The sequence below is a fragment of the Roseibium sp. genome (assembly GCF_025698965.1).
Classification (GTDB): Bacteria; Pseudomonadota; Alphaproteobacteria; order Rhizobiales; family Stappiaceae; genus Roseibium.
This window is the reverse complement of sequence record NZ_JAILWL010000154.1, coordinates 1-12490: the sequence shown is the minus strand read 5'-3', so window position 1 is coordinate 12490 and position 12490 is coordinate 1. Positions and strand designations below refer to the sequence as shown.

Genomic DNA, 12490 nt, shown 5'->3' with positions numbered 1-12490 from the left:
GAATGATCGAGTGGATGACGGTTGCGGAAAACATGGCGCTTGCGCTGGGCTTTTCCAAAAAGTTCGGGTTGATCAAGTGGAACGACGCGGAGCGGTTCGCCGAAGAGGCGCTCAAGCGGGTCGGATGTGATTTCTGCCCGTCGACACGGGTTCAGGATCTTTCCCGGACAGAAAAGTCTCTCGTTGCGATTGCCCGCGCTCTTGCAGTCGATTGCGATTTTCTGGTTCTCGATGAACCGACAGCTTCGTTGCCCACCGACGAAGTCGTTCGCCTTTTTGAAGCCCTGCGTCCGCTGCGCGACAGTGGTGTCGGCATGATCTACGTGTCCCATCGCCTGGATGAAATCTTCCAGATTGCCGATCGTGTGGCAGTGCTCAGGGATGGTGAACTTGTTGGCGTGCGCGCCATTCAGCACACGACAACGGAAGAACTCGTTCACATGATTGTAGGGCGCAAGACCCGCCAGGTGAGCAAATTGCACGAAGCTCCTGGCGCGCCTTTGCTGACAGTCAAGGGGCTGGAGACCAGATCGGCGGGGCCGGTTGATCTGACATTGCGTCGGAACGAACTGGTAGGGCTGGTGGGCCTGCGCGGGGCAGGACATGAGGAGATTGCCCGGGCGCTTTACGGACTGGAAGAGCATCGCGGTGAAGTCAGACTTGCAGATGGCAGCGCACCGGATCTGCGGTCTCCGAAAACAGCGCTGGATTCGGGGATCGGGCTCGTCGCACGAGATCGTACTGAGGAATCCGTCGCTTTGCCGTTGACCATTCGTGAAAACACTTTCCTGAACCCGGAAGCCACTGGCCGAGGTCTCTTTTCGATCCTGTCTCCAGATGCGGAAACCAAAATGGCCGAAAAGATCGGACAGGAAGTGGCATTGAGTCCGAACGACCAGAGCATGGCGATCGAAGCCCTGTCGGGAGGCAATCAGCAGAAAGTTGTCATTGCCCGCTGGCTTGCCACAAAGCGGAAGCTTCTCATCTGCGAAGACCCGACCGCTGGGGTTGACGTGGGGGCGAAAGCTGAAATCTACGCTTTATTGAACAAGGCGTTGCGGGAAGGTGTCGGCATTTTGCTCGTCTCGACCGACTTTGAAGAGGTCGCCACAATTTGCCATCGCGCAATCGTCTTCAGTCAGGGACAGATCGTCGACGAACTTTCCGGTACCAAACTATCGACTGAAAACCTGATTCAGGCTGCGTCTGCCAGCAATGTCGCGGCTGCTTAGGGAAAAGAATAATGCAATCACTTGAATCCAATGCTCTCGAGCCAACCAAGGCCGAAATTCAAGGCCTCTCGATCCGAGGCAAACTTCTGCGATTTCTGCCGGTCTATGGTCTCGTGATCCTGACGATCATCCTGATCTTGTTGTTCTCGATCCTGCTGCCGACAACGTTTCCAACGCTCCTGAACCTGCGGGCGATCATTTCCGACAAGGCAATCATTGCGCTGTTGTCACTGGGGGCAATGATCCCCATGGCTGCGGGACGTATCGACCTGACCGTCGGTTATGGCATCGTGCTATGGCACATTCTGGCGATCAGCCTTCAGACGCTTTTTGGAATTCCATGGCCCTTGGCGGTGGTGATTGTTCTGATGCTCGGGGCGATGACCGGGTTTTTCAACGGTCTGCTCGTGGAAGTCGCCAAGATTGACAGTTTCATCGCGACGCTCGGTACGGGCACGGTCCTTTACGCCATTGCCTTGTGGCACACCGGTGGACGGCAGATGGTCGGTGTGTTGCCAGATGGTTTTTACGCCCTGAGCACGACATTCGTCTTCGGCCTTCCGATTACCGGCTATTACCTGATCGCGATCACCGTCTTTATGTGGCTTGTCCTCGAATATACGCCGATCGGCCGGTATCTATATGCCATTGGCGCGAACCAGCGCGCTGCCCAGCTCAACGGAATTCCAACTCGCAAATACGTCATTGGTGCGTTCATGGCCTCCGGTACGATGACGGCCCTGGCAGGTGTTCTTCTGGCGTCCAAGCTTCGGATTGGCCAGGCAAGCGTTGGACTGGAATTCCTGCTGCCCGCGCTGGTCGGCGCGTTTCTTGGCTCCACGACAATCAAGCCGGGGCGGGTCAACGTCTGGGGCACCGTTGTCGGTGTTGCAATTCTTGCTGTCGGTATCTCCGGAATTCAGCAATTCGGTGGCTCATTCTGGGTCGAACCGCTTTTCAACGGTGTCACCTTGCTGATCGCGATCGGCATCGCCGGCTACGCGCAGCGCCGAAAAGGCGCAGTGAAAAAATAACGTTCTTTGCGAAGGGAGGATACTATGCAGAAACGTGATTTCCTTAAGGCTGTTCTTGCAACAACCATGCTGGCCGGGACAGGTTTGCCCAGTTTTGCCGAGACAGCCTGGGACGGCCCGACCACGGGTCCGGCCGCCGCCGATGGCAAGACAGTTGTCGTCGTCGCGGCAGACCTGAAAAACGGTGGCATTCTCGGTGTCACCAACGGCGTGGAAGAGGCTGCTGCCAAGATTGGCTGGGAAGTGCGCGTGCTTGATGGTGCCGGTTCGGTGCAGGGGCGCACGGCAGCCATCGGTCAGGCCATGGCGCTGCAGCCCGATGGTATCGTCATCAACGGTTTCGACGCTGTGGAACAGCAGGCCGCTTTGGAAGGCGTGGTTGCGGCAAACATTCCGATGGTCGCCTGGCACTCAGGCCCCAAGATCGGCTGTGATGCGCCCGGGGGTATTTTTGCCAATATTTCGACCGATGCAATGACGGTTTCCGAAGTTGCCGCGAATTGGGCGATTGACGAAGGCGGCAAGGATATCGGAGTGATCATCTTCACCGATTCCACCTATCAGATTGCCATCGACAAGGCAGACCGGTTGAAAGAAACGGTCGAAGCTGCCGGGGGGAATGTGCTCGAATATGTCGATACGCCGATTGCCGACACATCGACCCGCATGGGACCACTGACCACAACCCTTCTGCAAAAGTACGGTGACAGTTGGACTCACGCGTTGGCGATCAACGATCTTTATTTCGATTTCATGGGACCAGCACTTGCAGCCGCAGGAATTTCAGCAACCGATGGTCCGCAAGCCGGATCTGCAGGTGACGGATCGGAAGCGGCATTCCAGCGCATTCGGACAGGTGGATATCAGACAATAACCGTTGCCGAACCGTTGAATCTCCAAGGCTGGCAGCTGGTGGATGAATTGAACCGCGCCGTTCAGGGCGAAGCCTGCTCCGGCTACGTCACGTCGCCTGCTTTGGTGACAAAGGCAGGGTTGGAGAAAATGGGCGACAGCAACGCGTTCGATCCCGATACGCCCTATCGCGAAGCCTACGCAGCCATCTGGGGCAAATAGGCTTTGCTAGAGCGGGCCGTCAGGAGCAGCCGCGGGCGGCCCGCTAAAAATCGAACCAACTGACGAAACTGCAAATCTTTTTGCCGGGGCTTTGCCGCGGACAGGGAAGGTTTGTCCTCAATTCGGGGTAAAAACATGCCTACCGGTGAGAACAATTCCGGTCCTCTTGTGTCGATGCGAAGCATCACCAAACGCTTTGGCGGTGTGACCGCTCTCTCGATTGTCGATCTCGATGCTTATGCGGGTGAGGTCCTGGCAATCGTTGGTGACAATGGAGCCGGAAAATCGACACTGATCAAGATCCTGACGGGCGTCTATCAGCCGACGGAAGGCGAGATCTATGTCGGTGGCGGCAAGCTGGTGATGAACAGCCATTCCGACGCGATTGCCGAAGGAATCGACGCCGTCTACCAGACGCTGGCCCTCGCCGATCATCTTGATCCGGCGTCCAATATGTTCCTTGGAAACGAGCTTACCAGATCATTCCTGGGTATCACCGTGCTCGACAACAAGCGGATGCGCGAAGAAACCGAACGGGTTCTGTTCGAACGCCTCGGTGTCAGGCTGCGCTCTCTCGATGTGCCGACTGCCAGCCTGTCCGGTGGTCAGCGGCAGGCGGTCGCCATTGCTCGGGCGGTCTATCACGAGGGCCTTCGGGTCCTTGTGATGGACGAGCCGACAGCCGCGCTCGGGCCCCAGGAAACCGCCCGCACCTTGAAACTGATCATGGCGCTGAAGGCGCAGGGGTTGGCCGTCATCCTGATCTCTCATTCGCTTGATGACGTTTTCGAAGTTGCCGACCGGGTGCATGTGCAGCGGCGCGGAAAATGCGCCGGTGTGGTGCAGGTCTCACAGAGCTCCCAGCAGGAAGTCCTCGGACTGATCGTCGGCGCTGAAGAAGCCGCATAGGAGGGTGACATGACAACAACGACACACCATCCCGGCAACCCGGTAAAGTTCTCTGAGCGGATTGAACCATTCCTGGCGATCATCGGCCCCATGGTCATGATCCTGGCCATTCTCCTGTTCATGGGCGTGGCCGAACCGGCCCGCTATTTTCGGCTTTCCAATCTTAACCTGATCCTTCTGGACGCCGCGCTTTACATGCCGATGGCGATGGCGATGACCTTCGTCATTACTCAGCGGGGTATCGACCTGTCGATCGGGTCCGTCGCGGCGCTGACAAGTATTCTGATGGCGTTCCTGATCAAGCAGTTCGGGTTTTCCGCGCCTGTTGCAATCACGATCGCTCTTGTGCTTGGAGCGCTTTGCGGTCTGATCAACGGGCTGGTGATCACCAAATTCAAGGTGCCCGACCTGATTGGCACACTGGCCATGGATCTCGTCTATCGCGGCCTTGCCCTCGTGATTGCGAAGGGGCTGGTTCTGGCAAGGTTCCCGGAGATCCTGACCGACATCGGCAGAGGTCAGATCCCCGGATTCATTCCCGTTCCCGTGGTGATCGGTCTTCTGACCATGGCTCTCGGCTATTGGCTTTTGAAACGAACCTTTTTCGGGCGTTACACGGTTGCGATCGGTTCCAACCCGGAAGCGGCCGAGATGACGGGTATCGCGGTCGACCGTTACAAGATCTATGCCTATGTCCTGATGGGTGCGGCAGCTGCGCTGGCCGGTGTCATGCTGACCGGCAAGCTCAATGCAATCCAGGCGACGTCTGCGCCATATTTCAATCTCCATGTGATCGCCGCGGTCGTGGTCGGTGGAACGTCACTGTTCGGCGGGCGGGCATCCATGTTGGGATCGCTGGCAGGTGTCCTGCTGCTTTCCATGATGATCAACGCGCTGGTGACACTCCGGATCGAGTTTTTCTGGCAGTCGGTTGCTTCCGGCGTCGTGATCGTTTCATCCGTGGCTCTTTACACGTGGCTGCAGAAGAAGGACCGGGACGGGGCCAAGGGCCTGATCGCCGGGCTGACAACACCGGAAAGTCTCAAGCTTCTGCGCCTGTCCGGCGGTCTGATTGCCGCACTCGCTCTCTTGCTTCTCATCGGATCTCTGCTCGCGGGCAATCCCGTTGCCAGCGGCTGAGGTCCTTTTTTGCGGAATTCATCACCAGGGAGGAAAACGATGAATAAACTGCTGATTACCACTTTGAGCATTCTGGCGCTTTCGAGCACCGGCGCTCTGGCTGAAGACAAACTGCCGCTCAAGGAACTGCCCGGCATTGCCGACAGGGACTACTGGGTTCCCGGAGAGGTCAACGCCGATGGCAAGCTGGAGGCGCTGCAAGCTGTTGTCGGAGCCGAGGGCGTGCCATTTACAGGAAGTCAGGACAAGCCGGTTGAAATCGCGCTGATCTATCCTTCGGCGGATACGTCGGATTTCTGGGCGCGTAACTTCCTGGCCATGACCAAGAGGCTGGAAGAACTCGGCATCAAGTACAACACCACCGAGTTTGCAAGCCGTCAGATCGAGCATTCGCTCCAGTCGACCTACGCGAACCAGGTGCTTCAGGATGGCGACATCTACGACTACGTGATCTTCGGTCCTTCGGAGCTTGCCATTCAGGCAGACAATATCGACAAACTGTCGGGCGAAGACAGCTTCAAGACCTATGTCTGGGCATTCCATACGCCGTTGAAGGATCTGAAAAACCAACCGGATGTCTGGTTCGACTTCTCTTCCGCGGCCGGCGCGCTCGTGATGTGCGACTACATGCTTGAGCGGCTTGGCAATGGCGTCACCATGGCCATGAACAGAGGCATTCCCGGGATCACGGACAATCAGCGTTCAGGTGACTTCAAGGACTGCGTCATGGAAAAAGGTGATTGGAAAGTTGCCTATGAACACTATGGCGAATACCAGCGCGAAGGCGGATTTGAAGGAACGAGCCTGATCCTGCAAGCCTATCCGGAAGCGACGATCATTCATAATGCTAACACGGCTATGGCAATGGGAAGCGTCGAGGCGCAGGTCTCCGTCGGCAAGGAAAAAGAGATCTTCTCCACCGGCTGGGGTGGTACCGGCCTTGAACTGGATGCCATCCGTCGGGGAGAACTGGACGCCACACCCATGCGTATGGGAGATGACGTCGGCGCCGCAACTGCTGAAGCCATCAAGGCGGATCTGGAAGATCGGTCCGGCGAGCTGCCGTTGGTGTTCCTCGGTCGCATCACCGTTGCACATGACCAGATGGGTGCAGAGGAACTCGATGCGTTGCAGCAGGAAGCGTTTCGCTTCTCCGGTGTCGGCGCGCTGGAGCGCTGATCCGATTAGCTGTTGAAGATGACAGATCCCCGCCATGTCGTTTGACCTGGCGGGGTTTGAACAACATCACGCGACCGGTTCACGGCGGATCGGTAGCGTTGCGATCCGGAACGTTCCGAAGCGGCGAGATTGCGAGTGCCGTGGTTGAAGTGATATCACCCGTTTGTACTGGAGACTCGCGACGGGGTGCGGATTTGACGAAGGACAGCGTAAAGACAGGTCCGGTCACCATGCGGGACGTTGCGAAGGCGGCAGGTGTGTCACGCATGACCGTTTCCAGAGCCTTGCGCAAGGATAGTCCGGTCTCACGTGAGACGCGGGAGCATATCCTTAAGATCGTCCGCGAAATGAACTACGTGCCGGACCAGATGGCCGGAAGCCTGACAACCAAGAAGTCGGGATTTGTCGCTACTCTTCTTCCTTCTTTGAACAATCTCCATTTTGCGCTGACCGTGCAGGCATTGACGGAAGAGCTTGAAGAGATCGGTCTTCAGATCCTGCTCGGGCACACCGGTTATTCGGCTGCGCGGGAAGAAGAAATATTGGAGACGATGCTTCGCCGCAGGCCCGAGGCTATCGTTCTGTCCTATGACGGTCACACCGAGCGGACGGTTCAGCTCATGCGCGAAGCGGCGGTTCCCGTTATCGAGATCTGGGAAACACCTGAAACTCCGATAGAGCATACAGTTGGTTTTTCCAACTTTGATGCTGCGAAGCAGATGACCGAAAGACTGATTGGCAAAGGTTACAGCCGGATTGCCTTTCTGGGGGAGGGGCAGGACGACTGGACCCGCGGTGCGGCGCGGCGAAACGGTTTTCTGAGTGCCATGCAGGCATCCGGCCTGTCAGCTCATCGGATGATCCGGTTCGGGACACCGCCACTGACGATCGAAAACGGGTCGGAAGCAGCCGGTCAATTGCTGCACAACTACCCGGACACGGATTGCGTATTCTGTGTCTCCGACATTGCTGCTTTTGGCGTTCAAAGCAGGGTTCTGGCTGACGGGCGCAGGATACCGGACGATATTGCCATAGCCGGATTTGGAAATTTCGAAGTCTCACGTTTTGCCACGCCGAACATTTCCACCGTGATCGTCGATCCGGTCCGCATCGGACAAGAAACCGGCATGCTGTTGAAAAGACTGTTCCTTTCCGATGAGGAACGCGCCGGTAAGCCGCAACACATCCACGTGCCGGCAAAGGTCGAATTCCGGCAGAGCTGCTGATTTCAGCGCGGGAAAGACATTTTTTCCAACGAAAGATCAAAATTTCTCTTGTTACCGATAACATTCATGCTAATGTGACCGGTAACAATTGAGGTATGCATTAGGGTTTTGTGGCCCGGGAGGAAAGATGCCACGCATCCGGCTTGACAACCTGGTGAAGCGATATGGGGACTTTGAGGTACTGCACGGTATCGACCTGGAAATGGAGGAGAACGAATTCACCGTTCTTGTCGGACCATCCGGGTGCGGTAAGTCCACCACCTTGCGCATGATTGCAGGACTGGAAACGGTCAGCGACGGAGAAATCTATATTGGCGACCGGCCGGTCAGCCAATTGGAACCGAAAGCCCGTGATCTGGCGATGGTGTTTCAGGATTATGCGCTCTACCCGCATATGAATGTCGCAAAGAACATGTCTTTTGCGCTCCGGCTGCAAAGACGTCCCCGCAAGGAAATCGACGAAAAGGTCGGTGCGGTCGCCGAGATGCTGGGACTTACCAATTTCCTGCACCGCAAGCCTGGCGAGCTGTCGGGCGGTCAGCGTCAGCGCGTCGCCATGGGGCGGGCGCTGACGAGAGATGCGGGCACGTTTCTGTTCGATGAACCACTTTCGAACCTGGACGCCAAGCTGCGCGGCCAGATGCGTGCCGAACTGGCGTTGATGCGCCAGAAGGTCCGCAAGAACATGATTTACGTCACCCATGATCAGATAGAGGCCATGACTCTCGGCGATCGGATCGTGGTCATGAATGGCGGCTATATCCAGCAGCAGGGGACGCCGGAGGAACTGTTCAAACGGCCTGCGAACAAATTCGTCGCTGGCTTTCTCGGTTCACCGCCGATGAACTTTCTCGATGCTGAAATCCAGAGCCTTGGCGGACAGGTAATAGTCAGTGGGGACGGGTTCGAGATCGCTCTGCCGGAGGAAAAGGCAGCAACCGCATCAGGTCACACGGCAAGTTCCATCATTTTGGGCCTCAGGCCGTCGGACCTGCACTACAGCCCGGATGCACCTGAACACGAGGCTATCGATCTGAAGGTGATTGTCTCTGAATACATCGGAGCGCAGTCGGTCCTTCTCTGCCACTGCGGTGCTCAAAAAATCGAAGTCGAGCTGAAATCGGAAACGCCCATTGCACTGGGCGAAACGCTGAGATTCGCGGTCAACAGGGAGGCAATTCACATGTTCGACCGCGAAACAGAGGTTGCCATCAGGTGATCAGAACCTTGTCGAAAGGGAGGAGAGAATGCTGAATTCTTTAAATACAACGGTCAGCGCGATTGTCGGGGTGATGCTGGGTGCCACCGCGGCCCTGGCCAATCCATATGAACCTTATGAGGGCGAAACGCTGATTGTGAACTTTCCGGCGCATCCGCATTTCGATGCAGTGAAGAAGGTTTTGCCGGAATTCACCAAGGAAACCGGCATTCAGGTGGAAGTTGACCAGCTTCAGTATCTCAAGATGCGTGAGCGGCAGACCCTTGAGCTGACCAAGAACAAGGGCGACTACGACCTGATTGCCTATGTGGTCTTTTCCAAGGCCGACTATGTTTACGCCGACCAGCTGGAAAACCTCGCACGTTTCTTCATGAACCCGAAGCTGGCGGATCCGAACTACGATGCAGAGGACCTGATCGACGGATATGTCGCCAACATCGGCGTGGCTGGCGGCAAAAAGGGATATCTGCCAGGACCGACAGGGTCGCTCTTCGGCCTGCCATTCGGGTCTGAAACATCCATCCTGGGGTATCGCAAGGACATTTTCGACAAGCATGGCCTGAAGGTTCCGGAAACCTACGATGAGTTGCTGGAACTGGCTTGCCAGATCCCGGAGCTGGAGCCGGGAATGGGTGGCCTGGCTTCGCGCGCGGCCTCAGGTCACCATGCCAGCCACGCCTTCCTCCTGCATCTTGCGCCACTTGGTGGGCGTATCTTTGACGATGAGTGGAACCCGATCGTCAACAATGAGGCCGGTGTGAAGGCTGCCGAGGCACTCAAGAAAATCGTCGACTGTGGCGCGGAAGGCGCCAAGACATTCGGTTTTGCCGAGGCTGGCGCATCGTTCCTGCAGGGTAACTCGGCCATGTTCCTGGACTCCACCGTCTTTGCAGGGCAGGTCAACAATCCTGACAAGTCAAAGGTGGTCGGTCTTGTCGAATGGGCACCGCACCCGGTTGGTGTCCGCGCAGGCTCCCAGACAGGCGGGTTCGGTATCGGCATTCCGAAGAACGCGCAGAACAAGGATGCGGCTTTCCTGCTGATGCAGTGGCTGACATCCAAGAAAGCCGACAAGCTAATCGCGCTGGCTGGCGGTAATCCGTCCCGTTACTCCACCCATGCCGACGCGGATGTGAACGAGAAGTTCCCTCACATGGCAACGTTCGGAGAAGCCTTGAAGAATGCCGATCCGGACTGGCGTCCCATCATTCCGGTCTGGGGCAAGATCAACGCCGACCTTGGCACGACGCTGTCCAAGATCATTGTTGACGATTTCCCGATCCAGCAATCGCTTGACGGTGTCGTGGAACGCACCAGAGCTTTGATGGACGATGCCGGCTATTACACCTGGGCGCAGTAACAAGGCCCGGTAGCGGACCCTTCCCCGCGGCTCGGCCGCGGGGCTTTCTCAAAAAAAGAAATCGAAAGCGATCGGCAATGAGTGTTGCGATCAAGGCCAACCGGCTGACCCCATACATGTTTCTGGCACCGGCGGGGATCATTCTGATCTTCGCGCTGCTCTATCCGATCGGGTACATGGTTTATGCCAGTTTTCTGGACTGGAGCCCGAGCCAGCGCATCGGACAGGCGGAGTTCATCGGTCTAAGAAACTACATCAATCTCTGGGGCGATGAGGCTTTCCGGGAGAGCTTCTGGGTCACGATCCGTTTCGCCGGGATCGTGGTGACGTTGGAAATGGTCCTGGGTGTCGGCCTGGCTCTGCTTTTGGATCGAAACATCCGCGGAATGGCGCTGCTGCGTACGGTCTTCATTCTGCCGATGATGATCGCACCGATCGTGGTCGGTCTGATGTGGCGGTACATGTATCACCCGACCGTCGGCATCTTTAATCGCACGCTCAAAAACCTTGGCTTTGAAGGGATACCCTGGCTGTCCGACAGCACCTGGGCTTTCATTGCCGTTGTTATTGCAGACGTTTGGCAGTGGACACCCTTCATCTTCATTCTTGCGCTCGCTGCCATGCAGTCGCTGCCGCGCTCGGCGTTGGAAGCGGCAGAAATCGACGGTGCCAACGAGTGGCAGAAAATTCTGATGATCAAGCTGCCGCTGATGATGCCGGTGTTGATCGTCACACTTCTGTTGCGCCTGATCGATGCCTTCAAGGTGCTTGAGGTAATCCTGGTGCTGACGAATGGCGGTCCGGGACTATCCACCGAGATCCTGGCCTTGCGGATTTTCCGAACCGCACAGGAGTTTCAGGAACTCGGTGAGGCCGCCGCCATGTCGAACCTGCTTCTGATGATGCTGATGGCGCTGACTATCGGAATGTTTGCGTATAACCGGGTGCAGGAAGCTCGCCTTTCCCGGCAACGCGCAGCCGCTGAAAAGGATGACAACTGATGGCTGCCAGAAAAGAAACCCAGAACCCGGCATTCTACGCGCTTATCGCGGCACTGGTGATCATGAGTGTAGGTCCGATTGCGCTGATGCTGGCAACGTCCTTCAAGACCAATGTAGACGTCTATGACGCATCCGTGCCGGCCTTCTTCTTTTCACCCACGATCAAGAATTACGAGACGGTTCTGTGCAATTTTCTCTGGTACGAACCGGTTCATGTGGAATATTGCGATCCGACCTTCGGCCGGGCATTGAATAACTCCCTGATCGTCGGTCTGATCTCGACCGGATTGACGCTGACGATCGGCTGCATGGCCGCCTACGCCCTGGTGCGGTTCAAGTTCATGGGGCGCGGTACGGTATCCATGACCACCTTGCTGATGCGTATGGTCCCTCCGGCGGTTCTGCTGGTGCCGGTTTTCGGCATCTGGACATTCCAATTCGGTCTCGACCAGACTTACGCCGGGATCATTTTGATCTATACCGCCATGAATTTGCCCTTCGTGATCTGGATCCTGCAAAGCTTCATCGTCCAGGTTCCGATCCAGCTGGAAGAAGCCGCCCGCATGGATGGGGCAAATCCGTTCCAGGTCTTCTTTCTTGTTGTTCTGCCGATTATCCAGCCCGGCTTGGCCGCCGCAGCGATCTTCACCTTCCGCATTGCCTGGAACGAGTTTTTGCTCGCTAACGCACTTTCAGGCCGGTCAACGCGCACTGTGCCGGTGACGATCGTCAACTCGATCACCGAATACGACATTGACTGGGGCGTCATCATGGCGACCGGCATGCTTTTGGCGATACCACCGATCCTGTTCACCTTTGTCGCGTCGAAGCAGATCATCACCGGTATGACCGCTGGAGCTGTCAAGGGATGATCTGGGAGTGGCTGATATCTCCCGTGGATCCACTTAGGGGCCACGATGTCGGCGCAGCCCTTTCCTGGCATGCCCGCATCATGGTGCTCGCCTGGGGGGTAGTTGCGCCGCTTTCGGTCATTCTTGCACGTTTTTTCAAGGTTCTCCCGTGGCAAAACTGGCCGGAACAACTCGACAGCAAAATCTGGTGGCGTGGCCACTGGATGTCGCAGAGCCTGGTCCTGTTCCTGTCCGTTGTCGGTCT

Annotated in this window: 12 protein-coding genes and 1 pseudogene; 12 read left to right on the top strand and 1 reads right to left on the bottom strand. The window is 56.8% G+C overall.

Annotated elements, in window-relative coordinates; genetic code table 11:
- From K5905_RS14110 to K5905_RS14085, 6 genes are all read left to right on the top strand, one after another.
- On the top strand, positions 1–1232 hold a 1232-nt coding region (locus K5905_RS14110), incomplete at its 5' end, for a sugar ABC transporter ATP-binding protein (protein WP_297584937.1).
- An 11-nt stretch (positions 1233–1243) separates the two neighbouring features.
- Positions 1244–2266 carry an ABC transporter permease gene (locus K5905_RS14105; RefSeq protein WP_297584935.1) on the top strand — a complete coding sequence of 341 codons (1023 nt, stop codon included), beginning with the start codon at positions 1244–1246 and terminating at the stop codon, positions 2264–2266.
- 24 nt (positions 2267–2290) lie between these two features.
- Complete coding sequence (locus K5905_RS14100) at positions 2291–3340, top strand: substrate-binding domain-containing protein (protein WP_297584932.1); 1050 nt, start codon at positions 2291–2293, stop codon at positions 3338–3340.
- 135 nt (positions 3341–3475) lie between these two features.
- The gene (locus K5905_RS14095) at positions 3476–4249 is read left to right on the top strand and encodes an ATP-binding cassette domain-containing protein (protein WP_297584931.1); all 774 of its coding nucleotides are present in this window, start codon (positions 3476–3478) and stop codon (positions 4247–4249) included.
- Positions 4250–4258: 9 nt separating this feature from the next.
- Entirely contained in the window at positions 4259–5389 is a 1131-nt protein-coding gene (locus K5905_RS14090; RefSeq protein WP_297584929.1) for an ABC transporter permease, read from the top strand.
- A 39-nt stretch (positions 5390–5428) separates the two neighbouring features.
- Positions 5429–6568 carry a substrate-binding domain-containing protein gene (locus tag K5905_RS14085; protein ID WP_297584927.1) on the top strand — a complete coding sequence of 380 codons (1140 nt, stop codon included), beginning with the start codon at positions 5429–5431 and terminating at the stop codon, positions 6566–6568.
- 79 nt (positions 6569–6647) lie between these two features.
- Here K5905_RS14085 and K5905_RS14080 read toward each other — a convergent pair whose 3' ends face one another.
- Positions 6648–6836, bottom strand: a complete 189-nt coding sequence (locus K5905_RS14080) for a hypothetical protein (protein WP_297584924.1) — start codon at positions 6834–6836, stop codon at positions 6648–6650.
- On the opposite strand from K5905_RS14080, the gene K5905_RS14075 reads away from it, so the two are divergent.
- The 6 genes and pseudogenes from K5905_RS14075 to K5905_RS14050 all read left to right on the top strand — a co-directional run.
- Entirely contained in the window at positions 6835–7794 is a 960-nt protein-coding gene (locus K5905_RS14075; protein WP_297584921.1) for a LacI family DNA-binding transcriptional regulator, read from the top strand. The two genes, K5905_RS14080 and K5905_RS14075, sit on opposite strands and share 2 nt — an antisense overlap.
- A gap of 127 nt (positions 7795–7921) precedes the next feature.
- Positions 7922–9013, top strand: a complete 1092-nt coding sequence (locus K5905_RS14070) for an ABC transporter ATP-binding protein (RefSeq protein ID WP_297584918.1) — start codon at positions 7922–7924, stop codon at positions 9011–9013.
- Positions 9014–9041: 28 nt separating this feature from the next.
- Entirely contained in the window at positions 9042–10373 is a 1332-nt protein-coding gene (locus K5905_RS14065; protein WP_297584915.1) for an extracellular solute-binding protein, read from the top strand.
- Between the two features lie 77 nt (positions 10374–10450).
- On the top strand, positions 10451–11374 hold the full coding sequence (locus K5905_RS14060) for a carbohydrate ABC transporter permease (RefSeq protein ID WP_297584913.1): 924 nt from the start codon (positions 10451–10453) through the stop codon (positions 11372–11374).
- Positions 11374–12246 carry a carbohydrate ABC transporter permease gene (locus tag K5905_RS14055; protein ID WP_297584910.1) on the top strand — a complete coding sequence of 291 codons (873 nt, stop codon included), beginning with the start codon at positions 11374–11376 and terminating at the stop codon, positions 12244–12246. The genes K5905_RS14060 and K5905_RS14055 overlap by 1 nt, the downstream gene beginning before the upstream one ends.
- Positions 12243–12490 (top strand): annotated as a pseudogene (locus K5905_RS14050) (cytochrome B); the annotation flags it as partial. The gene K5905_RS14055 and the pseudogene K5905_RS14050, both read left to right, overlap by 4 nt.

Coding starts and splice junctions, on each gene's coding strand:
- K5905_RS14105 (WP_297584935.1), top strand. CDS start 1,244: ATGCAATCACTTGAATCCAATGCTCTCGAGCCAACCAAGGCCGAAATT.
- K5905_RS14100 (WP_297584932.1), top strand. CDS start 2,291: ATGCAGAAACGTGATTTCCTTAAGGCTGTTCTTGCAACAACCATGCTG.
- K5905_RS14095 (WP_297584931.1), top strand. CDS start 3,476: ATGCCTACCGGTGAGAACAATTCCGGTCCTCTTGTGTCGATGCGAAGC.
- K5905_RS14090 (WP_297584929.1), top strand. CDS start 4,259: ATGACAACAACGACACACCATCCCGGCAACCCGGTAAAGTTCTCTGAG.
- K5905_RS14085 (WP_297584927.1), top strand. CDS start 5,429: ATGAATAAACTGCTGATTACCACTTTGAGCATTCTGGCGCTTTCGAGC.
- K5905_RS14075 (WP_297584921.1), top strand. CDS start 6,835: ATGACCGTTTCCAGAGCCTTGCGCAAGGATAGTCCGGTCTCACGTGAG.
- K5905_RS14080 (WP_297584924.1), bottom strand. CDS start 6,836: ATGCGTGACACACCTGCCGCCTTCGCAACGTCCCGCATGGTGACCGGA.
- K5905_RS14070 (WP_297584918.1), top strand. CDS start 7,922: ATGCCACGCATCCGGCTTGACAACCTGGTGAAGCGATATGGGGACTTT.
- K5905_RS14065 (WP_297584915.1), top strand. CDS start 9,042: ATGCTGAATTCTTTAAATACAACGGTCAGCGCGATTGTCGGGGTGATG.
- K5905_RS14060 (WP_297584913.1), top strand. CDS start 10,451: ATGAGTGTTGCGATCAAGGCCAACCGGCTGACCCCATACATGTTTCTG.
- K5905_RS14055 (WP_297584910.1), top strand. CDS start 11,374: ATGGCTGCCAGAAAAGAAACCCAGAACCCGGCATTCTACGCGCTTATC.